This is a genomic window from Nocardia sp. NPDC046763 (assembly GCF_040645495.1).
Lineage (GTDB): Bacteria > Actinomycetota > Actinomycetes > Mycobacteriales > Mycobacteriaceae > Nocardia.
In genome coordinates this window covers 19,078-41,689 of the sequence record NZ_JBEYYI010000004.1, presented here as the reverse complement: position 1 = coordinate 41,689, position 22,612 = coordinate 19,078, and the positions used below count along the sequence as shown (strand labels likewise).

The following is a 22,612-nucleotide window of genomic DNA, read 5'->3' as shown; positions in this document are numbered from 1 at the left end:
CTCCAGAATGGACCGCATGGATGCGTCAGCCGATCTGGATCAATCACAGATCGACGAGAAGAAGGCGCTCGCCTGGGCGGCGGGCAGCAAGCTCAGGGGCCTGCGCGGAGAGCGCAGGCTCACTCAGCAGCAGCTCGCCGATCTCTTGGGATGGAACAAGAAGACGATCCAGCGCTTCGAGAATGGCGAGCGTGAGATGACTATGGGCCAGGTCTTCGAGCTGGCCGAAGCTCTATCGGTTTCGCCGGCAGAATTCGTCCGCAGTGTCGAAAAGTCGATGGGGATCGAGTAGGTCCGACAGCTTGACGCCGGCCGATCTCGCCAGGCGCAGCCCTTCGGACAGCGTCAGATCTCTCCATGTGGATCCGAGAAACTCGGTCAGGGTTGACAGGTCCACGTCGAAAAAGTCTCCGCCGGTGAACATTGCCGTCACGCCTGGTTTGCCGCCGATGAGCGGCTATATCGACATGACGTACAGAAGCTTGCTATACGCATCGCTGCGCTCCTCGATCCCCGACCCTTAGCTGAATTGTGCGCTCCCCCAGAGGGAGATGTGGATTCGATGCTAACCGGATGCTGATGCGGCGCAAGAGGTTTGGGAGAGCGATTTTCCTACTGGTCGGTACCTTATGTGAAAATGGCCGGTAGTGGCCGGAGCGCCCGACAAATTGGCACGCTAAGTCATGGATGCTGGCGAAAAACTGCTAAACCGGATTGGCGTGCCGCGATCAGGACGTCCCAAATGTCCCCTTTTTGCAATGGATTTCACTCCACGGCCAGCAATCCATCCAGGTTTCCTAGAGCTTTGCGGGCGAGATCGAGAGGCACGTGCGCGTAGATCCGTTGCGCCGCGACAGTGGAATGTCCCATGATTTGCATTCGCACGCTCTCCTCAACTCCCATCTCTTGCAGCAGGGTTGCTGTGGTGTGACGGGCGGTATGCAGGGTGACGTCAGGCACGCCAGCCCGCGCGAGTGCTTCATGCCAGGCCAGACTGTCGTACTTCGCCGGTATGGGGCGCCGCTTCTCGGTGACCCACACCAGGCCGTATTCGTTCACGTCGGTCGCGTCGAAATACGTCTTGAGGATGGCTGCCAGCGGCACGGGCAATGGCGTGAGTCGCTTCGACCGTTCGGATTTCGGGCGCGTCAGCGCGAACGACCGATACAAGGGTCGGTGTTCGAAGCCGGACGGAACGACGAAACGGTCCGGATCATCGCGCGTCGCGCCCGGCTTGAACTTCAATGTCTGGAGCTGCCAGGACAGTTCGACGGTCATGGCTTCGAAATCCACCCGGCTGCGCTCGAGGCCGAGCAGCTCGCCCTGTCGGGCACCGAGCAGGAACGCGGCGGCCCACCTGGTTACCATCGGGTCTTTCGCTTTCATGGCCGAGATGAGCACCTGGCGCGCCTGCTCCGAGGTGTGCGTGATCCGCTCCTTCTTGGCGACCTTTGGTTTCGCCACGTGCTCAAGCGGGTTCTTGTTGATGACCTCCTCGGCCACCGCCGCTTTCATGGCAACGTTCAGCACGGCGTAGGTCAGCTGCGCGGTGCGATCAGACCATTTCGTCCCGACCTTGGTCAGCAGGCCGCGCACCACCGCCGGCGATATGGGTAGCTGCTTGTCGCCGATCAACGGGATGATCTGGTTCCGCGCCGCACCTTCATAGGACACGTAGGTTTTCGGGTCGAGTTCCGGCTTCACGATGTGCTCGGTCCAGTAGTTCATCCACTGGGTGACTGTCATCTTGGATCGCGGCGCATAGTTGCCGGACTCGACTTTGGCGCGCAGCTCGCGGAACTTCTCCATCGCAGTGACCTTGTCCGAATGCGAGGTGGTGGCGCGCCGGGTGTCGCCATACTCGTCCTCGTAGGTAACCGCGCCGATCCACAGCCCATCGGACTTGCGCTTGTAGAACGCCCCTTCGCCGCGCGGGCGGCGACGCTTCTTGGGTGGCATGAGACCCCTCGGTCGTAGCTGCAGCTTAGCTGTAGCTTACGTGGGATCAATCATGAGTAATCAAGATTCGTCAATCTTGCGTCTGACTACGGCATTTCACGAATCGGCGCTGTTCGTTTGAAGGGGGCCGACTGACCTGGGAACAGAGGATTATGGTCAGCCGGCCCGGGGCCGGTTCGGCGGGTCGAGCCCACACCGAACCGAGTCTGTTAGGAGCCCAGGAAACCCAGCGGGCCCGCGCCGCAGGTGGCGCTGCCGGTCAGGGTGGGCTCGAGGACGTTCACCTTCAACTCCCAAGCCGAGCCCTGCAGGGTCGACAGGGTGTGGGTGCCCGCGCTGTGCGGGGTCCACTGAATAGTGGCCTGCCCGTTGCTCGGGGTGATCGGACTGCCCGAGATGATCGCGCCATTGTCGTAGAACCAGGCCTGGATCCAGCTGTCATAGGTCGCGGTGATCTGGTACACGCAGCCCATGTAGATATTGCGGGCGTTCACCGACAGGCCGGTGGGTACAGCCGAGGCGGTGGAGGCGGTCAGGCCCACGGAACAGGCCATCGCGGCGACGGCGGTGAGGCCGACGCCGGCCCGCCGGGCGATGCGCTTGCTCAGGGACACTGTCATGTCTTCAACTCCTTGGTGCCAACCCGCTTCGATGCGGTCCGGCGAACTGTATCGGTTGTCCAGTTCATTCCGTGGCACTTTTGAGAAAATACTGAAACGTGTTTCTGTCAGACCCACTCCCGGGCAGGTCAGCGCCCGCACCGGGAGCGACTCCGGCGGCGATCAAGCGGGGTCGTTCCAGCCCAGATCGCAGTCCAGCAACTCGAACAACCGGTCGTTATCGGGCGGTAGAACTCGCGCAGGCGCGCCAGCGACCCGGCCTCACCGAACACCGTAACAACAAGGTTGGCCCGCTTCCCCAAAGGAGAAGCGGGCCAACCTATTCGGAAGCGGATTCGAAACCTCAGCGGTGCAGGTCACTCACCACATCGGGCGGCGTCCATTCCGTATCCCACTGCGGCTGCTGCTGTCGCGCATCACCGCCGTGGCCCGGCCACCAGGCACGGCGGCCGATCAGGGCGGTCACCGCGGGGGTGAAGAACATCGCCATGACGAACGCGGCGATGGCGATGCCCACCGAGATGGCGAAGCCCATCTGCGACAGTGTGTCGTTGCCCGCCAGCATCATCGAGGCGAAGGTGCCCGCCAGGATGACACCGGCCGCCGCCACCGTCGGGCCGGTATGACGCAGGGCCAGGGCGGCCGCGCGGTGCGGGTCGTTGCCCTCCTGCGCCTCCTCCCGCAACCGGGCGACCATGAGGATGTTGTAGTCCGTCCCGAGGGCGACCACGAACAGGTACATGATCAGCGGCAGCGTGAAGATCAGACCCGAATCCCCCTGCAGATGCTGGAAGACCAGCACCGCCGAACCCAGCGTCGCGGCGAAGCCGAGGAACACCGAGGCCATCAGGTACCAGGGCGCCACCACGCTGCGCAGCAACAGGGCCAGCACGATCATGATCAGGATGGCCGCCACCGGGAACACCACCATGTAGTCCCGGTTCATGGCGTGCTGGAAGTCGACGAACACCGAGGTCATGCCGCCGACTACCGCCGAGGTGCCGACCGGCGCCGCCGCGTGCGCGGCATCCCGGAGGGGACCCTTCACGGTCTTCAGGGCCGCATCGGATTCCGGCTTGTCGGACAGCGTCACCTGATATTCGGCGACCGTCTTGTCGGCCGACAGCGCCGGCTGCGGACCCACCTCGCCCACACCGTGGACGCCGCGCAGTGCCGCGCCGAAGGCGTTCAGCTCGTCGGCGCTCAGCGCGCCGTGCTCGCTGCGCAGGTACACCTGCGAGGGCTGGGTGCTGCCCGCGGGCATGCCCTTGAGCAATTCCTTGCCGTAGACCACGGATTCGGAGCTGCCCGAGGTCGAACCCGAGCTCAGATCGAAGGTCGGATTGAAGCCGACGGCGAAGACGCCCAGGGCGATCAGGACACCACCGGACGCCACGGCGAACAGGCCCGGCCGCTTGCCCAGCGCGCCACCCAAAGCCGCGAACCGCGCCCCGCTCGGCTCCACCTGCCAGGCCTTCGAGGGCCAGAAGACCTTGGTGCCCAACAGGGAAACGATCGCGGGGATGAGCGTGAGCCCGGCCAGCAGCGCCACCGCGACCGCGATGGCCAGAGCGATACCCATGGACCGGAACATGCCCAGAGTGGACAGCGTCAGCGCGCCGAAGGCGATGATCACCGCCGCGGCCGCCGAGGTGATGGCCTCACCGACCCGGGTGACCGCGCTGACCACGGCCGTCTTGGCGTCCTCACCGGCGCGCAGGCGCTCCCGGAAGCGGAACATCAGGAAGAGTATGTAGTCGGTGCCGACTCCGAAGAGCACCACGACCAGCAGCGACTGCACCGAGCTGTCGATCTTGAGGTCGAAGGTGTTGCTGGCGATCGCGATCAGACCGCTGGCCAGCGGGGACACCGCGATGAAGATGACCAGGATGGGCAGCAGCGCGATGATCGGGCTGCGGAAGATGAGCAGCAGCAACAACAGGATCAGCACCACGGTCGCCACACCGATGATGATCAAGCCCTTGGTACTGGAGTCCTGCTGATCCAGGGTCTGGGCGGCGGTGCCGGTGATGCCGGCCTTCAGGTCGGTGCCGTTCACCTGTTCCTTCAGCGCGTCCCGGAGGGACTTCACCGCGTCGGACTGGTGGGTGTCATTGGCGCTGGTGACCTTGGTCATCTGCACCGCGACCACCTCGACCGCCCGATTCTCCGCCGGGGGCACCGCCTGGATTCCGGTGACATCCTTGATGTTCCGCTCCGACAGCTTGGTCGCGGCGGCGGCCACCGCGGTCGAGTCGGCGTCGGTCATCGGGGCTCCGTCGGAGCGTTCGAAGACGATGAGCGCAGCGGGGGTATTGCTGTTGGGAAATGCCTGCTGCTGCAACTTCGCTGCCTGAATGGATTCGTAATGCGAAGGCAGGAAGTCGGATTGGTCGGTGGTGGCGGTGAGCTTCGGCGCGGTGGCGACGACCGCGACAATGGCGATCAGCCACGCGGCGATCACCAGCCACGGGAATCGGACGACGAAGCGCCCCAAGCGGGAGAACATGCGGGAGAAGTCCTTTCCGGGTTCGGCCGCGTTATTCAGATGTCGAGGATCTGCGAGGACGGGTTCTCCATCACATCGGCGACGATGCGATAGACCTTCGACGGAATGCGGTCGCGCAGTTCCACGAGCGAGTCCACGATCTCCAAAGTGAAGTCGCCATAGCCATCCTCGCCCAGGCCGAGGAATTCGCGCCAGTTCTTAAATCCCTTGGCCCAGTTCGTGAATACCGAAAGGTCCGACTGGTCGGAACTGTGCCGGGCGGTGAGGAACTCCTCCTTCCGCTCCCGCGCGGCGTTCTTCGAGGCCTGGGCGAAATCCGACCACTCGACATAGTGCCGGTGCACGACCAGCTTGCCCTTGCGGCTCAGGAAGACCTGCACGGACTCGCTGCCCTCCTTGGTCACGTGCTGAGCCTCGGCCAGCAGCCGGCCGACGAAGCGCTGGGTGCGGCCGCCGCCGGGGCCGACGCGCAGGGTGATCTCGCGCATGCCCTCGGGCAGCGGGTCCGCCACCAGGTCGGTGCCGGTCGCGGCCGGAGCCTCCGCGGCCGGGGTCTCCGGGGTCGGGGCGTCCTGCGGGTCGGCGTCGTTGGACTGGTCCATATCGAGGGCCATGGGGTGCTCCAAATCATCAGTCAATGCGCATATAGGCATGCTTGTACAGCACGGCGCTGTGGGTCGATACCCGCTGTGCCGCTGCACTTCTCAGGGTTCCGGACGGTGATTCCCGGTCTTCAGTCACTATAAGTAGACGTATACGTATAGCGCAACCCTGACACGACCCTGAACTTTCTCCAGGTACTTCCCTGAGCATCGGGGACTCGAAAGGGCCCGCCTCCCGAACGGGAGGCGGGCCCTGATGGGTCGTCAGCGCGGAGCCGCGCGCTAGCGCCCGCGCCGCTTGCCCGGCTTCTTCGCACCACCCTGCTTCGACTTCGCGGTGGTCTGCGGCTTCTTCGCCCCGGCCTGATTGCGCGCCCCGCCCGCCCCGGCCGCACCCGTCCGCTTCGGCGAATTCTGTGGCCGCGCCGCCTTGTCCGGCTGTTGACCGGACGGCGAACGGGAACTGCGCTGGGAACGGCCGCGCACCACGCCCACGAACTCCTCCACCAGCTCGGTGGTGCGGTCGGCGGGCCAGGCCAGCGCGATCTCGGTTTCGGGCACATCGGTGACGGTCCTATAGACCAGGTCCTTGCGGTGGTGCAGGCGGGCGATCGAATGCGGCACGATGGCCGCCCCGCTCACCGCGGCCACCAGCTCCATGGTCATGGCGGCGTCGTCCAGGTCGGCGGCGTCCTGCATGCGCTCATCGGCCAGATCGGCCGTGGCGACCTGATCGAACAGGGCGATCGGATGATCCTTGGGTACGACCACGACCGGGACCTCCCGGTAGAGCGGAATCGCGCTCACCCCCTCGCGGTCGATGGGCAGGCGCACGAAACACATGTCGACCGCGTCCGTGCGCAGGGCCTGCTCCTGCTCCTTCATCGGGATCGGCGTCAGCTCCAGCGCGACCTCGGGGAACCGCTCGCGCCAGATACGCTCCCATTTGGTCACGGTCACGCCCGGGACGAAGCCGACGCGCAGGCGGTCCGCCGCGGCCGGTGCCGGCTCCGGCTCCACGGCCGCGGCAGCCGCGATGAGGGCGCGGGCCTCGTCCAGCAGCACGCGCCCGTCCTCGCTCAGCTGGGTCGGCTGCGCGCCCGGCACGAACAGTCTGGTTTCGAGCTCTTCCTCCAGCTCGATGACCGTCCCGCTCAAGCGCTGCCGCGAAATACCGAGGCCACGCGCCGCCCGGGCGAAATGCAATTCCTCGGCAACCGCGACGAACCAGCGCAGGCGCGTCAGATCGATGGACTCCAACCGGCTCATGCTCTGCCCATACGGCATGAGCGGGGGCCCTCCGTGGTTACGCTCCGCTGCCTCCTCCGGACCCTGACCTCTCATGCCCTGCCCATGTGGCATGAGCGGGGGCCCTCCGTGGTTACGCTCCGCTGCCTCCTCCGGACCCTGACCTCTCATGCCGTCCACCGTATTGCACCGGCCAGCAGGTTCACCCCACCCGCCCGATACCCTTGATCGGTGAGCCCGGACAAGAACCCCCAGACCATGAAGCCGCTGACCGCGGCGAACAAACTCGGCATCTACCTCCCGGCAACCCCCGCGGAGTTCCGGAACTCACCCGTCACCCGCGCCCAGCTCGAGGAACTGCGCACCGATCCCCCGCAGTGGCTGATCGAGCTGCACGCCAACGGCCCCTTCCCGCGCGATGTGGTGGCCCGCAAGCTGGGCATCTCCAACTCCGGTCTGGCCCGCGCCGGCGTCGCCGACGCGCTCACCGCGGACGAGATCGCGGCCCTGCTCGCCGACCCGCCCGAATGGCTGCTCCGCGAACGCGACAACCTCGTCGCCGTCCGCAAGGAAGCCGAGCGCGTCAAGGAGAAGGAGGCCGCCCGCCGCGCCGCCTCCAACCGCCCGCCCAAGAACCGCTTCGGCAACTGAACGCGACGCCCCGGCCCGGTCATCTGCCCTGAACTCCCTTCTGCCACTGCCGAATCGGATCAGATTCGACGCAGCACCCGGTCGACCAGGTCGGGGGCCGCGCCGAGATAGTTCTCGGGGCGGAGGAGTTCGGCCAGTTCGGATTTGGTGAGGTGCGGGGCGATATCGGGGCATTCGGCGAGGATGTCGGCCAGCGGCCGGGTGGTGGTCCGCGCCTCGAAGGAGGCGGCCTGCAGGGCCTTCTTGGCGATCGGCTTGCCGAGCAGCGGCGCCAGGCGGATCGAGAGGCGTTCGGCGACGATCTGACCCTCGGTGAGCGAGAGGTTCTCGGTCATGCGGTCGGCATCGGCCATCAGGCCCGCGGCGAGTTCGACCGCCGTGTGGGCGGCGCCGCCGACCAGGAGCAGGCATTCGCGCAGCGGCTGCCATTCGGCGTGCCAGGCGCCGGCGGGACGCTCGTCCTCGGCCAGCAGCGCGCCGAACAGCGTCGAGGCCAGCGCGGGGACCTGCAGAGCCGCCGCGCGAATCATGGTGCTCAGCACCGGGTTTCGCTTCTGCGGCATGGCCGAGGATTCGCCGCGGCCAGGGGCGGCGGGCTCGAGTAGCTCGGCGGTTTCGGTGCGGGACTGAGAGATCACGTCCACGGCCAGCTTGCCCAGCGTGCCGGAGGCCAGGGCCAGGGCCGCGGCCAGATCGGCGATCGGGGTGCGCGCGGTGTGCCAGGGGGTGGCGCTCACGGTGAGGGACAGTTCGGCGGCGAACTCGTGGGTGAGGCGCTCCATGATCTCGCCGGCGGGCGCCTGCGACAGCTCCGAATCCGCGCAGCGCGCGCACTCGATATAGGACGCCAAAGTGCCCGCCGCGCCGCCCAATTGGACCGGCAGCGTGCGGCGCACGCGGTCCAGACGTTCGCGGGCGTCGAGCAGACCCTGCATCCACACCGCCACCTTCGCGCCGAAGGTCGTCGGCACCGCGTGCATGGCGAGGGTGCGGCCGGCGATCGGGGTGGTGCGGTGGCGGCGGGCCAGCTCGGCCAGGGAGCCGACAATGGTGTCCAGGTCGGCGATCAGCACGGCCAGCACCCGGGCGGCGATCACCATGGTCGCGGTATCCAGAATGTCCTGGCTGGTGGAGCCGTAGTGCACGTAGTTCGCACTCACCGGATCCACATCCGCCACCGCGTCGTGCAGGCGCTCCACGAAGATCACCACCGGATTCGCGGCGCCGCGCGAGGCCTGCGCGATCTCGCGGGCGTCGAACGCGTGCTCGCGGACCGCCACCACCAGATGATCGGTGACGGTGCCGGGCACCATACCCAGGCGGGCCTCGGAGCGCGCCAGCGCCAGCTCCACCTCCAGCATGGCCTCGATCCAGGCGTCGTCGCTCAGCAGGGACTCCACCGGCGTGCCCACCCCGACGGGCGCCAGCAGACCACATTCCACCGCCATGTCATCGTGCCTTTCACAGTCGTGCCCGAGTTCGGAATGCCGCTGCACCCCGTGCTGATTCGGCGGATGCACCCCGTGCTGATTCGGCGGATGCACCCCGTGCTGATTCGGCGGATGCACCCCGTGCTGATTCAGCGGAAGCGCCGGGCCCTCGTACCGGTGGGCGGTGAGGATCTCGCGGGCGATGGCATCGCCGTCGGCCAGCGTCACCGAATTGACCCCGGGGCGCGCGCCCGCCGCCGTCACCCAGCGCACCGACTCGGTCGGCACTCCGAAGACATAGCGGCGCGGGTGGATTCGCCCGACCGTGTCCACCGGATGGTACGAACCCGGCGCGAGTGCCAGGCCGCCGGTGCGGTAACGGCTGCCGTCCGGGGAGGCGATGACGTAGCCGCGCACTTCCTCACGGCGCAACAGGTTGCGCAGCAACGGATCCGCGGTGCGATGCAGGTCCGGTGCGGGCATCCAGGCATCGATGAGAGTGTGTGCCGATGCCACCGAATCACCCACCATGGGTGAATCGGCGACGAAGCACTCGCGTCCGGTGTCCGCCCGGACCCGCATGCCGGGACCGGCGACTCGCACCACACCCGCGCGAATCAGTGCCGCCAGTTCCGAAATCCGGTGCGCCGGTGGCCCGATGGACAGGAAGGCGTTCATCGGCGTGTACCAGCGATCCAGGTCGTCGCGGTAGGAGGAGCCCGCGATGCCGCCGTGGTCGACCACCAGCCGGACCTCATTGCGCAGGTCGCGCAGGACATCCAGGGCCGCCTTCACCGGGCCGTGCACATTGCCCAGGTGCGCCTGCTGCACATCGGCGTCGAGGTAGGCCAGCAGCCAGGCGTGGAAATCCGCGGGATCGGTGAAGTAGCGGCCGCCGGTGGGGTCGGCGAGCGTGCGCCAGTCCCAGCGGTCCTGCGGGGGCACGCCGAAGCGGTTCAGCAGTTCCTCGGCGTCCTCGGCGGTCGGGGCGATCAGGTAGCGGTCGCGGAACGAGGCCAGGCGGTGCGGGCTGACCCGGTCCGCGATCAGGCGGGTGTAGTAGACCGACTCGACTTCCCGCGCGATATGCGGCCAGACGTCGCGGCGAAAAGAGACGTCGCCGAATTTCCGTGCGCGGTGGCGCAATCGAGCGATGCGGTCACCATTGAGCAGCAGCGGCTCGTAGCGGCCGGCCACCCCCTTCTGATGCTCACCGCGCGCGTGATGCGGGACGCCGCGGCGGCAGCCGGTGACGATGAGCGGCTCCCGGCCCGAGGCGATGTACTCCAGTCCGGTCTCGGACTCCGTGAACCGGCCGCCGCGGCCCGCCGTCAGCAGGGCCAGGTAGTCGAAGAAGGTGAGGCCCAGGCCGCGGATGATGACCGGGTCCCCCTCGGGAATGCGGTTCAGATCCACATCGGCGGCATTGCCGGGCGGAATGTAGGTGAGGCCCAGGCGATCCGCGGTGTCGGCGAGCGAACCGGACGCACCCGGCGGCGCTTCGGCCAGGTGGCCCTGGGTGAGCACCACCGCGTGCAGGCCGCGCAGGCGTTCGCCGGTACCGAGTTCCAGCTCCTGGAATCCGCCGGGGCCGTCGCGCATATCCACCACGGTTGCCACGATTTCGCGTACCCGCACCCAATCGGCGTATCTGTCGCGAGTTCGCTCGAAGGCCCAGCGCAGGTAATGGCCGTAGAAGGCGCGTGGCGGATAGCTCTCCGGGGAAATCCGCAGGGCCGCACCGAGAGCGGTGCTGGGCAGGCTCGCGAAATTGCCGATCTTCGCCAGAAAGTTCGACCATTCGTAGAGGCTGGGGCCGCGTTCCACCGGGCCCGCCATCTCGACGGTGTCGTCGGTGAATATGGTGACCTGCTCGGCGACCGTGTTCATGAACAGGTGCGCGGGCTGGTCGGTGCGCCAGACCGATCCGGTACCGACCCGGGTCGAATCGATGAGCACCAGTTCGACCCCGGCCGAGATGCCTAACTGCCGAGCGTTGGCGCAAATGCGTTCGAAAACATTCAGACCCCGCGGTCCCACTCCAACTATGGCGATCCGTAAAACATTGTCGAGCATGCAAACTCACCGATCGCGCTCGATTAGCCGTGACCGAATCCGGACACGTCGGCGAGGTTAGCGCGGCGCGGACAAGCGCTCAAGAATGGACGGTACGGTACGCCTGGTTCGTCTGGAATGTCGAAAACTGATGTGCGGCGCGGCGCTCCAGCGCCTCCGACAGGCAGGCCAGCAGCAGTGCCGAAACCGCCAGCGCGGCACCGACCCAGTTCGGGGCCGTGTAACCGAATCCGGCCGCGATCACCAGCCCGCCCAGCCACGCCGAGATGGCATTGCCCAGGTTGAACGCGCCGATATTCATGGCCGAGGCCAGCGTCGGCGCCGCGTGCGCCTGATCGAGCACCCGTTTCTGCAAAGACGGCACGGTCGCGAAGCCGAGCACGCCGATCACGAAGATCGTCACGGCGGCCCCGATCTTGTCGTGCGCGGTCACCGTGAACAGACCCAGCGCCACCGCGAGCCCCGCCAGCGGTGCGACCAGCATGAGCATCGGCGCCCGGTCGGCGAACCTGCCGCCCACCAGGTTTCCGGCGAACATGCCGAGGCCGAACAGCACCAGCAGCCAGGTCACCGACCCGTCGGCGAAACCGGTCACCCCGGTCATCATCGGCGCGATATAGGTGATGGCCGCGAACACGCCGCCGAAACCCAGCACCGTCATGGCCATGGCCAGCAGCACCTGAATGTTCTCGAAGGCGGCCAGTTCGTGCCGCAGGTGCACGCCCTCCGGCTTGGGCAGGTCCGGCACCAGCTTGGCCACGCCCAGCAGTCCGGCCACGCCCAGCGCGGCGACCGCTGTGAACGTGATGCGCCAGCCGACGGTCTGGCCCACCAGGGTGCCCAGCGGCACGCCCACCACATTGGCGACGGTGAGGCCGGTGAACATCATGGCGATGGCCCCGGCCTTCTTGTCCGGCGCCACCAGATCGGCGGCCACCACCGAGCCGATGCCGAAGAACGCGCCGTGCGCCAGCGAGGCGACCACCCGGCCCAGCAGCATGATCCCGAAGACCGGGGCGATGGCGGACAAGAGGTTTCCGGCGATGAACAATCCCATCAGCAACATGAGCATGCGCTTGCGGGAGATCTTGGTGCCGAGCGCGGTCATCACCGGCGCACCGAGCATGACGCCCAGCGCGTAGCCGGTGACCAGCCAGCCGGCGGTCGGAATGGAGACGCCGAAGTCCCCGGCGACCTCGGGCAGCAGACCCATGATCACGAATTCCGTGGTGCCGATCCCGAAAGCCCCGATGGCGAGGGCGAGCAGCGCGAGTGGCATGGATACACCTTCCGAGCAATGAGTTGCAAGAGCGCTTTACGTGCGCCAACAATAGTTGCATACGCATATTACTTGCAAGCGCTGGCTATTGCGGAGTTGGTCTATCCTGGCGGGAGTCCCTCCGACCCGAGGAAACGCGATGACAGCCACCGATCCCGCCATGACCGCCCTGGCCCAGGGCTGGTGCGCCCTCTCCCTGCTGCACGGCACCATCGAGGCCCACATCGAACGCGCCCTCCAGTCGGCCCACGACCTCAGCGTCCGCGAATACTCCCTGCTCGACGCCCTCTCCCGCCAGCACGACGGCGACGGCGGCATGCTCCAGATGAAACAGGTGGCCGACGCCGTCGTCCTCTCCCAGTCCGCCACCACCCGCTTGGTCACCCGCCTCGAGGACCGCGGCCTCCTCTCGCGCTACCTCTGCCCCCACGACCGCCGTGGCATCTACACCAAGGTCACCGACGCCGGCCATGAGCTCCTGGAGGCGGCCCGCCCCACAAACGCCACCGCCCTCCGGGAGGCGCTCACCGCAGCCTCCCGCAATCCCGAACTGGCACCGCTCGTCCACACCCTCGAATCCCTCCGCACCCCAGCCTGATTCCCGCGTCGCGGAACCCTGCGACAGTTGTCCGCAAGTAGTCGGCTACCTGCACCGCGCAGTGAAAGGTCGATGCGCCGGTTGTCGATTTCGTTGTGCCACAACGGACTCGGCGCGCCGCGCCGGCGATGGTCGGCCCTATCCCGCTGCGGGCGATGACCTTGCGCGAGCCTTATTGCCCGTTTTGTCCTGTTCAGGTAGCGGCGTACCCGTGCGCCGCCCGATACGAGCGATGAGAATCGGTCTTGTCGATTCGCATCCTGGTCGGCGTCGGCCGCCCAGGCGGGCAAGAGGTTTCCGATGGGTATCGCGCAGAACGACCACCGTGGCGTGACGGTTCGAGTATCGATGGCCGCCACGGGGATCGACGACGAGCGCTCGGACCGGCAGACCCCGACGCCGCGGGCGGAGCCGGCCGCGATGGATGGCGTCGAATCAGCGGTGCCGGCGCGGGACAGCTCCGGAAAGGCGCGGGGTGCGAAGGTGACCGACCCCGTCACGATCGGTGCGATCGTGCTGGCGATGAGCGCATCCGGCGGGTGTTCGCCACCCTCGTGGCGGGTGACGGCAATGATCGGCCGATTCGCCCCGGTAGTGGCGCACCCTACTGTCGAGACCATCCCGGCAACGCCGCCGGGTCGCGGCAACGACGCCGCGCAACACGAATACGCACCGGCCGACGGCGAGGCACCACCGCATCCTGGAAGCGCGTCACCTGCCGAGCGGGCGAGCCGAAGGAGGACGAAGAAACGACCGAACCGGCCTCACTGCTCGGCGAACCCAGGCCGCCGCTCCGGCTGGAACGCCGGATGCGTGAGGGCTCTGGAGACGCGAAGACCCGCTCCGGGGAAGCGGGCCTTCGAGTTCCGGCTCGACCGCGCGTCAGCAGTAGTAGCAGACGCCGTTGGCGGGGAGTTCGGTGAAGCAGGAGTTGCAGACCGCCTTGCGGGCCTCGGGTTCCGGCTTGGGAGTGGAGACCGGCCCGGCGGGAGTGACTCGGCGGGGTGCGCCGCCATTGCGCGGGATCAGGGGCGGGATGCCGCCGTCGGAGGGGATGTCCGCGCCGTAGGCGGCGTAGCACTGCCAGCGGGCGTAGGCGGCATGCACTTCGAGATCGGCCGGGACGGGTAGGTGGGCCAACTCCAGCACGTACTTGTAGCTGTCGCTGACCTTGTGGTTCTGCTTGACACACAACGCCGTCAGCGGCGGCTCGCCGGCATTGTGGCAGCGGCGGGCGACCTTGCGCAGGATGGCGTCCATCCAGGTGCGGGTGGGGGCGTCGGTACGGATGCCCGACATCTCCTGCACCCGCTCGGCCAGCTCATTGATGGTCACGAAATGGCCGTAGCCGGAGGCGCATTCGGCCAGCACCTCATGGGCGGCCAGAGCCCACGCCACCGCCGCATCGCGGAATGTCACCGCGGTCCGGTCGTCGATCCGCCAAGCCCCGGAAGTTGTTGCAGCATCCCTCATAGCCAGACAAAACTAGCGCCTCACCGGTGCGACACGCCAATTCCGTTCGGATATACAGGGTTTCGGTTTGATCACACTCGAGCGCGGGCACGCATAGCACCTATCGACCCACAGAAAAACACTCGGAAAAAGAGATAAGGCCCGCTTCCCGAATGGGAAGCGGGCCTTACGCTTACGACCGTTTCAGTCGAGGAGCAGGCTTACTTGGCCTTCTCCAGGACCTCGACCAGACGCCACCGCTTGGTGGCGGACAGCGGACGGGTCTCCATCAGCTGCACGCGGTCGCCGACACCGGCGATCTCGTTCTCGTCGTGGGCCTTCACCTTCGAGGTGGTGCGGATGATCTTGCCGTAAAGCTTGTGCTTCACGCGATCTTCCAGCTCGACCACGATGGTCTTGGTCATCTTGTCGGAGACGACGTAGCCGATGCGCACCTTGCGCTGGCCCCGCTCCTCCTGCTTGGCCGGCGTCTTGGCCGGGCCCTTGGCGTCACTCATGCCGCGTCTCCCTTGCCTTCAGGACCGGAGGCCAGGCCGAGCTCGCGCTCACGCATGACCGTGTAGATGCGCGCGATCTCGTGGCGGACCACGCGCAGGCGCCGGTTGTTCTGCAACTGGCCGGTCGCCATCTGGAAGCGCAGGTTGAACAGCTCTTCCTTGGATTCGCGCAGTTTGGCGACGAGCGCGTCATTGTCGAGCTCGCGGAGCTCTGCGGCCGGATTAGCGGTAGCCATCAGAACTGCTCCTCCCTGGTCACGATCCTGCACTTCATCGGGAGCTTGTGCATCGCGCGGCGCAGGGCCTCACGAGCGGTCTCCTCGTTCGGGTAAGACAACTCGAACATGACCCGACCGGGCTTCACGTTCGCGATCCACCACTCCGGCGAACCCTTACCGGAACCCATGCGGGTTTCGGCCGGCTTCTTGGTGAGCGGACGGTCCGGGTAGATGTTGATCCAGACCTTGCCGCCACGCTTGATGTGGCGGGTCATCGCGATACGCGCCGACTCGATCTGCCGGTTGGTGACGTAGGCCGGCTCCAGAGCCTGGATACCGAACTCGCCGAACGACACCGCGGTGCCACCCTTGGCCATACCCGAGCGCTTCGGGTGGTGCTGCTTACGGTGCTTGACCTTGCGGGGCATCAACATAGGTCAGCCCTCCTGATTCTCTGCCGGAGCCTCCGCCACAGCGGTGGCGGCGCGGCCGGCCTCAGTGCTGGTCGCGGTGGTGCCCTGGGCACCGCTACGACGCGGACGGCTCGGACGCTCGCGACGCGGGCGGTCGTCACGGTCGCGGCCGGACGGGGCCACCGCGGTGACCTCACGCTTGCCGCCGACGATGTCGCCCTTGTAGATCCAGACCTTCACGCCGATGCGGCCGAAGGTGGTCTTCGCCTCGTACAGGCCGTAGTCGATGTCGGCACGCAGCGTGTGCAGCGGCACCCGACCCTCACGGTAGAACTCCGAGCGCGACATTTCCGCGCCGCCGAGACGGCCGGAGCACTGCACACGGATGCCCTTGACGTTCGGCGAACGCATGGCCGACTGGATGGCCTTGCGCATCGCGCGACGGAACGCCACACGGTTCGACAGCTGCTCGGCCACACCCTGAGCAACCAGCTGCGCATCCGACTCGGGGTTCTTCACCTCGAGGATGTTCAGCTGAACCTGCTTCTTGGTGAGCTTCTCCAGCTCGGCGCGAATGCGGTCGGCCTCGGCGCCACGGCGGCCGATCACGATGCCCGGACGCGCGGTGTGGATGTCCACACGCACGCGGTCACGGGTGCGCTCGATCTCGACCTTCGAGATGCCGGCCCGCTCCATGCCGGTGGCGAGGAGCTTGCGGATCGCGACGTCTTCCTTCACGTAGTCCGCGTACTGCTTGTCCGCGTACCAACGCGACTTCCAGTCGGTGGTGATACCGAGGCGGAAGCCATGGGGATTGATCTTCTGTCCCATTTACTTTGCCCCTCCCTTCCGGCGGCTACGAGTGGCAGCGCCGGCGGTGGGCACGCTCTCGACCTCGATGGTGATGTGGCTGGTGCGCTTGCGGATCCGGAACGCGCGGCCCTGGGCACGCGGCTGGAAACGCTTCATGGTCGCGCCCTCGTCGACGTACGCGGTCGAGATGACCAGCGTGGCCGGGTTCAGGCCGAGGTTGTTCTCCGCGTTGGCGGCGGCCGAGGCCACCACCTTGGCGACCGGCTCGCTCGCGGCCTGCGGCGCGAACTTCAGGATGTTCAGCGCATCCTCGACACGGCGTCCACGGACCAGGTCCACGACGCGACGGGCCTTCATCGGCGTCACGCGAACGTGCTTGGCGGTCGCGCGCGCGGTCGGGTTCTGAGTTTCAGTGCTCATCGCCGCTTGCTCTTCCGATCTTCCTTGACGTGGCTCTTGAACGTGCGAGTCGGCGCGAATTCACCGAGCTTGTGTCCAACCATGTTCTCGGACACGAACACCGGCACGTGCTTGCGGCCGTCGTGGACCGAGAACGTGTGGCCGATGAAATCCGGGATGATGGTGGAACGACGCGACCAGGTCTTGATGACCTGCTTCGTGCCCTTCTCGTTCTGGACGTCCACCTTCTTGAGGAGGTGCTCGTCGACGAACGGGCCCTTCTTCAGGCTACGTGGCATGTCTAACCTCCTCCTTAACGCTTCTTGCCGCGGCGGCGGACGATGAGCTTGTCGCTGGGACGGTTGGGCTTACGGGTGCGGCCCTCGGGCTTGCCCCACGGGGAGACCGGGTGGCGACCACCGGAGGTCTTACCCTCACCACCACCGTGCGGGTGGTCGACCGGGTTCATGACCACACCACGGACGGTCGGGCGAACGCCCTTCCACCGCATACGGCCGGCCTTGCCCCAGTTGATGTTCGACTGCTCGGCGTTGCCGACCTCGCCGATGGTGGCGCGGCAGCGCACGTCGACGCGACGGATCTCACCGGAGGGCATACGCAGGACGGCGTAGGCGCCTTCCTTACCCAGCAGCTGGATGGACATGCCCGCGGCACGAGCCAGCTTGGCGCCGCCGCCCGGACGCAGCTCCACCGCGTGGACGGTGGTACCGGTCGGGATGGAGCGCAGCGGCAGGTTGTTGCCCGGCTTGATGTCCGCGCCGGTGCCCGACTCGATCTTCGTGCCCTGGGCGATGCCCTTGGGCGCGATGATGTAGCGCTTCTCGCCGTCGGCGAAGTGCAGCAGCGCGATGTTGGCGGTGCGGTTGGGGTCGTACTCGATGTGCGCGACCTTGGCCGGGATGCCGTCCTTGTCCAGTCGACGGAAGTCGATCAGACGGTAGGCGCGCTTGTGACCGCCACCCTTGTGACGAGTGGTGATGCGGCCCTGCGCGTTACGGCCACCGGTCTTGGTGAGCGGACGCAGCAGCGACTTCTCGGGGGTCGAGCGGGTGATCTCGGCGAAGTCCGAGACCGAGGCACCGCGGCGACCCGGGGTTGTCGGCTTGTACTTACGGATTGCCATGAGTTCTTCTCTACTTTCTGGAGCTCCAGCCGCTTACGCGACCGGGCCTCCGAAGATCTCGATGGGCTTGCTGTCGGCCGAGATGGTTACGAGCGCGCGCTTGGTGTCCTTGCGCTTGCCGTAACCGAAGCGGGTCCGCTTGCGCTTGCCCTGACGGTTGGCGGTGTTGACGCTCGTGACCTTCACACCGAAAACCTTCTCAACGGCGATCTTGATCTGCGTCTTGTTCGAGTCCGGGTGCACCAGGAAGGTGTAGGTGCCGTCTTCGATCAGTCCGTAGGACTTCTCGGAGATCACCGGCGCGAGCAGGATGTCGCGGGGATCGGCGATGGTGGTCACTTGCTCTCCTCCTGTGCAGCTTCGGCGGGGCCGTGCACGAAGGCGTTGAGCGCCTCGACCGAGAACACGATTTCGTCGCTCTTGAGAACGTCGTAGGTGTTCAGCTGGTCCGGGGCGATCGGGTGCACGCCCTGCAGGTTCGCCACGCTCTTCCACGCGGTGACATCTTCACGACCGACGACGACCAGGATGTTCTTCCGCTCCGACAGCTCGGCGAGGAAGGACTTGGCCGACTTGGTCGACGGGGTCTGGCCCGACACCAGTTCGGTGATCACGTGGATGCGCTCGTTGCGAGCCCGGTCCGACAGAGCGCCACGCAGCGCGGCGACCTTCATCTTCTTGGGCAGGCGCTGGGTGTAGTCACGCGGCTGCGGGCCGTGGACGGTGCCACCGCCGGCGAACTGCGGCGCACGGGTCGAACCCTGGCGCGCACGGCCGGTGCCCTTCTGGCGGTACGGCTTCTTGCCACCGCCGCGGACCATGCCGCGGGTCTTGGTGGCGTGCGTGCCCTGGCGAGCCGCGGCCTGCTGGGCCACGACGACCTGGTGCATCAGCGCGATGTTCGCGGTCACGTCGAAGATCTCCGCGGGGAGCTCGACGGTGCCCTCGGTCTTGCCGCCAGCGGCCTTGACCGTGAGCGTCAGGTTGGTCTTGGTCTCGGTGCTCATGCCCGGGCACCACCCTTCACTGCACTCTTGACGATCACGATGCCGCCGGTGCGGCCCGGGATCGCGCCCTTGATCAGCAGCAGGCCGTTCTCGGCATCCACCTTGTGGACCGAGAGGTTCTGCGTGGTGACGCGGTCGTTACCCATGCGGCCCGACATGCGCATGCCCTTGAAGACACGGCCCGGGGTGGAGCAACCACCGATGGAACCCGGACGACGGTGCACGGCCTGCGCACCGTGCGAGGCACCCTGACCACGGAAGCCGTGGCGCTTCATGGTGCCCGCGAAGCCCTTGCCCTTGGAGGTGCCGGTCACGTCGACGTAGGCGCCCGCCTCGAAGATGTCGGCGCCGAGTTCCTGGCCGACCTCGAGGTTGGACACGTCGGCGAGGCGGAGCTCGGCGATGTGGCGGCGGGGGGTGACACCGGCCTTGGAGAACTGGCCGGAGACCGGCTTGTTCACCTTGCGGGGGTCGATCGCGCCGTAGGCGACCTGGACGGCGGAGTAGCCGTCGCGCTCCACGGTGCGGATCTGGGTAACGACGTTCGGGCCCGCCTTGACGACGGTCACGGGAACGACGCGGTTCTTTTCGTCGAAGACCTGGGTCATGCCGAGCTTGGTGCCCAGGATGCCCGCGGCCGGACGGCTCTTGTTGTCAGTCATATTCGAAGTCCCCGTCACTGAATGTTGACGTCGACGCTGGCCGGCAGGTCGATGCGCATCAGGGCGTCAACCGTCTTCGGCGTCGGGTCGAGGATGTCGATCAGCCGCTTGTGCGTACGCATCTCGAAGTGCTCGCGCGAGTCCTTGTACTTGTGCGGCGAACGGATGACGCAGTACACGTTCTTCTCGGTGGGCAACGGCACCGGGCCGACGACGCGGGCACCGGTACGGGTCACCGTCTCGACGATCTTGCGCGCAGACGCGTCGATCGCCTCATGGTCGTAGGCCTTGAGCCTGATGCGGATCTTCTGTCCCGCCACGCTGAGTGTCCTTTTCTCCGCTTACGTTGTGGTCCAAGAGCTTTCGCTCTCACACCACCCTCATTTGCACAGCCCGAACACACGAAGACGCATCAGCCACCACACGACCGGCCACCTGGGCCCGATCCATCGCCGCTGTTCATCTGTCATGGTTCATCCGGTCCACGCGGTCGGGCGTGTCGCTCCGCCGCTCATTCCTCAGCCCGGACCAAAATCCTGTAAGCCTCGGAACATTGTTCCGGACGCACCCACGCCGCAATCCAGCGGGGTGCAAAATTGGGTCTTGCTCACCCACGACCAGCGCCGATCCAACGGAAAAGACGCAACCCGGTGTGGGCAACCCGAACAGTATGCCTCGAGCCCCGGGGCGACTTCAAATCGCCCCTTCCCCCACCCGGACTCGATGGCCCTGGTCACACCGGGTCGAGGCGCCCGGCCCGGACAGCGCGAGGCCGGTGCGGAACTCGGCTCTCGCACCGGCCATTTCACACCTCAGCGGTTGTGGAGATCCTGGAGGTAGTAGTCCCAGCCGCCGAGATCCTGAATCAACAGGAAGTTGCCACCGTGATGCACGGCGGGGTCGATCAGGGCCAGGCCGACCTGCCCGCCAGGCGTGTCGGCGGCCTCACCGACGACCTGCGTCAGGTTGCCGTACATCTTGCCGTCGACCATCAGAATCTCCGAATAGTACGGGTCGAGGGCGATCCGGTTGTTGGCCCTGTTGATCTGGTCGATCGCCGCCGGGATCCAGGTGTTGGACAGGGCCACGGTCTCGTCGTGGTCGAGGTCCACACCGACGTAGATGCCGCCGCCCGGATTGATGTACGGCGTGAAGGCCGCAGCCGAGCCGGCGGATGCCGTGGTGGCGAGGGCCACCCCCGCGAGTGCGATGCCAACGGTGGCGACCGCGGTGCGAATACGCATGATTTCGAGAACTCCTGATTCCCCGATAGCCGACCCGTGTGGCGTCCGCTCCCAGCCGCACCCCCGGCACGGCCCATCCAGATAACAAGCAACCATTCGGTTTCGCGCAGCGAGGCGGACCGTCTACCGATTCGATGACCTATTCGCGGGAGTCCGAGAGCTGGACCCGAGGCACGTTCCCGCAGAACTTACTTTTGAGTAAGATGTGGGCATGGCTAAAGAGACCGCTACGTATCGCGGGTGGAAGAAGCTTCCCGACAATCGGATCGGGCACACGTTGTTCTCCATCGGGATGGTGGCGCGGGTGCCGTATTTCGGGACGGTGCTGCCGAGCGTGGTCCGATTGGAGCCGGGGCTGTGCGAGGTGACCGCACCCAAGTGGTTCGGGATTCACAATCATCTGGGGACGTTCCACGCGATCGCGGCATGCAACCTGGCCGAGGTGGCGATGGGCATGCTGTCGGAGGCGACGGTGCCGGAGACGCATCGGTGGATCCCCAAGGCGATGAACGTGCAGTATCTGGCGAAGGCGAACTCGGGACTGCGGGCCGTCGCGAAGTTGCCGGAGGTTCCGGATTTCTCGCAGATCATCGAGGGGCGGGATCTGGTGGTGCCGGTGTCGATCTTCGACCGGTCGGGCCTGGAGGTCGTGCATGCCGACATCACCACCTGGGTGACGCCGAAGTAGTCACAACCAGCTGAGAGTGACTCACCAGCCGACGCCGAGGAACCTCACAGCTACCATCAATAGCGTTGCGGCCATGACAGATTCAATTCCCGCCGCAGACAGTTCCCACCCCGTTCCGGGACGGCGCAGGCCCGGTCGTGTCACCATCTCCGTGGCCGGCGCAGCACTGGCCCTGGCGGCCACCCTGGGCCTGGCCGCCTGCGGGTCCAGCGATCACAACTCCGCGGGCGGCGGCAATCAGCAGCAGGGGCCGGACGGACACCACGGCGACGGCCAGGGTGGTCAGGGCGGCCGGGGCGTCGGCGGCAAGATCACCAGCGAGAACTCCGGATCCTGGATGATCACCAAACAGGACGGCAGCACCGAGACCGTGACCATCTCCCCCAGCACGGAATTCGGCACCAAGGCGAAGAGCGAGACCGCCGCGCAGTTCGCGGTCGGCGATCAGATCATGGTGCAGGGGCAGGAAGCCAACGGCGCCATAGCCGCGACCCGCGTCGCTCACGCCCGCGAGCACGCCAATATGAATGGGACGCCGCCGAATTCGCCCGGTGCCACCCCGCCGGCCGCACCCGGCGGCACCCCGTCCACGTCGCCGTCGTCGACGCCGGCCGAGTGATCCGCTCCGTGATACCGAACGTTCGATGGCCGGCAAGTCCGTTGTCCCGCAACAGACTTGCCGCCTGCCCGAGTCCGGCTATGCGCCGACCGGGGTACTCATCAGCATGACCAGGGCCGCGAAACCCAGCCCGATCGGCACTACCGCCAGCACGATGCGCACCGCCCACGGCGCCCAGTAGGCGACCACCCATTGCGCGGTCACCGCGAGCAGCCCGAACAGCAGCAGATGCTGGGCGTTGTCGAGGTGCCCGAAGGTGTTCCGGCAGGAGTCGCGGCCGTTGCACGAGTCGGTGGCGAACCCGCTGAGCACGAAGAGCGCGAAGTAGACGGGCAGGCCGAACCCGAACAGCACCGATGACGCGGTCGGCGGCACCCACCAATATCGCTTGCCGGTGTTCATTCCGTCTCTCCCCACCTCATCGCATCCGCCGGTCGCCCACCGCACGCACGATAGCAAGCGG

General features: G+C 66.6%; 26 protein-coding genes. 5 read left to right on the top strand and 21 right to left on the bottom strand.

Going from position 1 to position 22,612, the window contains the following annotated elements; all coding sequences use genetic code 11:
* The first annotated feature begins 16 nt into the window (after positions 1-16).
* Positions 17-292: a helix-turn-helix transcriptional regulator gene (locus tag ABZ909_RS07570; protein ID WP_356996894.1), complete on the top strand. Its 276-nt coding sequence runs from the start codon at positions 17-19 to the stop codon at positions 290-292.
* A gap of 473 nt (positions 293-765) precedes the next feature.
* Here the strand turns inward: ABZ909_RS07570 and ABZ909_RS07565 are convergent, their stop codons facing one another.
* The 5 genes from ABZ909_RS07565 to ABZ909_RS07545 form a co-directional block, all read right to left on the bottom strand.
* Complete coding sequence (locus tag ABZ909_RS07565; protein ID WP_356996893.1) at positions 766-1,959, bottom strand: tyrosine-type recombinase/integrase; 1,194 nt, start codon at positions 1,957-1,959, stop codon at positions 766-768.
* Positions 1,960-2,168: 209 nt separating this feature from the next.
* On the bottom strand, positions 2,169-2,579 hold the full coding sequence (locus tag ABZ909_RS07560; RefSeq protein ID WP_354830556.1) for a hypothetical protein: 411 nt from the start codon (positions 2,577-2,579) through the stop codon (positions 2,169-2,171).
* A 343-nt stretch (positions 2,580-2,922) separates the two neighbouring features.
* Complete coding sequence (locus ABZ909_RS07555; protein WP_356996892.1) at positions 2,923-5,088, bottom strand: MMPL family transporter; 2,166 nt, start codon at positions 5,086-5,088, stop codon at positions 2,923-2,925.
* A gap of 35 nt (positions 5,089-5,123) precedes the next feature.
* On the bottom strand, positions 5,124-5,726 hold the full coding sequence (locus ABZ909_RS07550; RefSeq protein WP_356996891.1) for an EXLDI protein: 603 nt from the start codon (positions 5,724-5,726) through the stop codon (positions 5,124-5,126).
* Between the two features lie 246 nt (positions 5,727-5,972).
* Positions 5,973-6,977 carry a LysR family transcriptional regulator gene (locus tag ABZ909_RS07545; protein ID WP_356996890.1) on the bottom strand — a complete coding sequence of 335 codons (1,005 nt, stop codon included), beginning with the start codon at positions 6,975-6,977 and terminating at the stop codon, positions 5,973-5,975.
* Positions 6,978-7,169: 192 nt separating this feature from the next.
* Here ABZ909_RS07545 and ABZ909_RS07540 point away from each other — a divergent pair, with 192 nt between their 5' ends.
* Positions 7,170-7,589, top strand: coding sequence for a DUF5997 family protein (locus tag ABZ909_RS07540; RefSeq protein WP_356996889.1), 420 nt, complete (start codon positions 7,170-7,172; stop codon positions 7,587-7,589).
* 59 nt (positions 7,590-7,648) lie between these two features.
* Here the strand turns inward: ABZ909_RS07540 and ABZ909_RS07535 are convergent, their stop codons facing one another.
* Both ABZ909_RS07535 and ABZ909_RS07530 read right to left on the bottom strand, forming a co-directional pair.
* On the bottom strand, positions 7,649-11,095 hold the full coding sequence (locus ABZ909_RS07535) for a 3-carboxy-cis,cis-muconate cycloisomerase family FAD/NAD(P)-binding protein (RefSeq protein ID WP_356996888.1): 3,447 nt from the start codon (positions 11,093-11,095) through the stop codon (positions 7,649-7,651).
* Between the two features lie 79 nt (positions 11,096-11,174).
* A complete protein-coding gene (locus tag ABZ909_RS07530) occupies positions 11,175-12,374 on the bottom strand; it encodes an MFS transporter (protein ID WP_356996887.1) in 1,200 nt (399 codons plus the stop codon).
* Positions 12,375-12,513: 139 nt separating this feature from the next.
* On the opposite strand from ABZ909_RS07530, the gene ABZ909_RS07525 reads away from it, so the two are divergent.
* A complete protein-coding gene (locus ABZ909_RS07525) occupies positions 12,514-12,972 on the top strand; it encodes a MarR family transcriptional regulator (RefSeq protein WP_356996886.1) in 459 nt (152 codons plus the stop codon).
* 882 nt (positions 12,973-13,854) lie between these two features.
* Here the strand turns inward: ABZ909_RS07525 and ABZ909_RS07520 are convergent.
* From ABZ909_RS07520 to ABZ909_RS07460, 13 genes are all read right to left on the bottom strand, one after another.
* The gene (locus ABZ909_RS07520; protein ID WP_356996885.1) at positions 13,855-14,445 is read right to left on the bottom strand and encodes a hypothetical protein; all 591 of its coding nucleotides are present in this window, start codon (positions 14,443-14,445) and stop codon (positions 13,855-13,857) included.
* 200 nt (positions 14,446-14,645) lie between these two features.
* Positions 14,646-14,942, bottom strand: coding sequence for a 30S ribosomal protein S17 (gene rpsQ / locus ABZ909_RS07515; protein ID WP_354830578.1), 297 nt, complete (start codon positions 14,940-14,942; stop codon positions 14,646-14,648).
* Complete coding sequence (gene rpmC / locus ABZ909_RS07510; RefSeq protein ID WP_040855205.1) at positions 14,939-15,178, bottom strand: 50S ribosomal protein L29; 240 nt, start codon at positions 15,176-15,178, stop codon at positions 14,939-14,941. The genes rpsQ and rpmC overlap by 4 nt, the downstream gene beginning before the upstream one ends.
* On the bottom strand, positions 15,178-15,594 hold the full coding sequence (rplP, locus tag ABZ909_RS07505) for a 50S ribosomal protein L16 (protein WP_040804212.1): 417 nt from the start codon (positions 15,592-15,594) through the stop codon (positions 15,178-15,180). The genes rpmC and rplP overlap by 1 nt, the downstream gene beginning before the upstream one ends.
* Before the next feature lie 3 nt (positions 15,595-15,597).
* Entirely contained in the window at positions 15,598-16,404 is an 807-nt protein-coding gene (gene rpsC, locus ABZ909_RS07500) for a 30S ribosomal protein S3 (RefSeq protein WP_033091021.1), read from the bottom strand.
* Positions 16,405-16,806: a 50S ribosomal protein L22 gene (gene rplV / locus ABZ909_RS07495; protein ID WP_040855202.1), complete on the bottom strand. Its 402-nt coding sequence runs from the start codon at positions 16,804-16,806 to the stop codon at positions 16,405-16,407.
* Positions 16,803-17,084, bottom strand: a complete 282-nt coding sequence (gene rpsS / locus ABZ909_RS07490; protein ID WP_019931198.1) for a 30S ribosomal protein S19 — start codon at positions 17,082-17,084, stop codon at positions 16,803-16,805. Before rpsS ends, rplV begins: the two co-directional genes overlap by 4 nt.
* Before the next feature lie 14 nt (positions 17,085-17,098).
* Entirely contained in the window at positions 17,099-17,929 is an 831-nt protein-coding gene (rplB, locus tag ABZ909_RS07485) for a 50S ribosomal protein L2 (RefSeq protein WP_356996884.1), read from the bottom strand.
* A 33-nt stretch (positions 17,930-17,962) separates the two neighbouring features.
* A complete protein-coding gene (rplW, locus tag ABZ909_RS07480; protein WP_033091018.1) occupies positions 17,963-18,268 on the bottom strand; it encodes a 50S ribosomal protein L23 in 306 nt (101 codons plus the stop codon).
* Complete coding sequence (gene rplD / locus ABZ909_RS07475; protein ID WP_356996883.1) at positions 18,265-18,936, bottom strand: 50S ribosomal protein L4; 672 nt, start codon at positions 18,934-18,936, stop codon at positions 18,265-18,267. The genes rplW and rplD overlap by 4 nt, the downstream gene beginning before the upstream one ends.
* Positions 18,933-19,598, bottom strand: coding sequence for a 50S ribosomal protein L3 (gene rplC, locus ABZ909_RS07470; RefSeq protein WP_356996882.1), 666 nt, complete (start codon positions 19,596-19,598; stop codon positions 18,933-18,935). The genes rplD and rplC overlap by 4 nt, the downstream gene beginning before the upstream one ends.
* Positions 19,599-19,612: 14 nt before the next feature.
* A complete protein-coding gene (rpsJ, locus tag ABZ909_RS07465; protein WP_003938093.1) occupies positions 19,613-19,918 on the bottom strand; it encodes a 30S ribosomal protein S10 in 306 nt (101 codons plus the stop codon).
* A gap of 492 nt (positions 19,919-20,410) precedes the next feature.
* Entirely contained in the window at positions 20,411-20,842 is a 432-nt protein-coding gene (locus ABZ909_RS07460; protein ID WP_356996881.1) for a hypothetical protein, read from the bottom strand.
* Positions 20,843-21,053: 211 nt separating this feature from the next.
* Between ABZ909_RS07460 and ABZ909_RS07455 the strand changes: the two genes are divergently transcribed.
* Together ABZ909_RS07455 and ABZ909_RS07450 are read left to right on the top strand one after the other, a co-directional pair.
* Positions 21,054-21,530: a hotdog fold domain-containing protein gene (locus ABZ909_RS07455; RefSeq protein WP_356996880.1), complete on the top strand. Its 477-nt coding sequence runs from the start codon at positions 21,054-21,056 to the stop codon at positions 21,528-21,530.
* A gap of 73 nt (positions 21,531-21,603) precedes the next feature.
* Positions 21,604-22,149, top strand: coding sequence for a DUF5666 domain-containing protein (locus ABZ909_RS07450; RefSeq protein WP_356996879.1), 546 nt, complete (start codon positions 21,604-21,606; stop codon positions 22,147-22,149).
* A gap of 78 nt (positions 22,150-22,227) precedes the next feature.
* On the opposite strand, the gene ABZ909_RS07445 is transcribed toward ABZ909_RS07450, so the two are convergent.
* A complete protein-coding gene (locus tag ABZ909_RS07445) occupies positions 22,228-22,551 on the bottom strand; it encodes a hypothetical protein (protein ID WP_356996878.1) in 324 nt (107 codons plus the stop codon).
* Between the last annotated feature and the right edge of the window lie 61 nt (positions 22,552-22,612).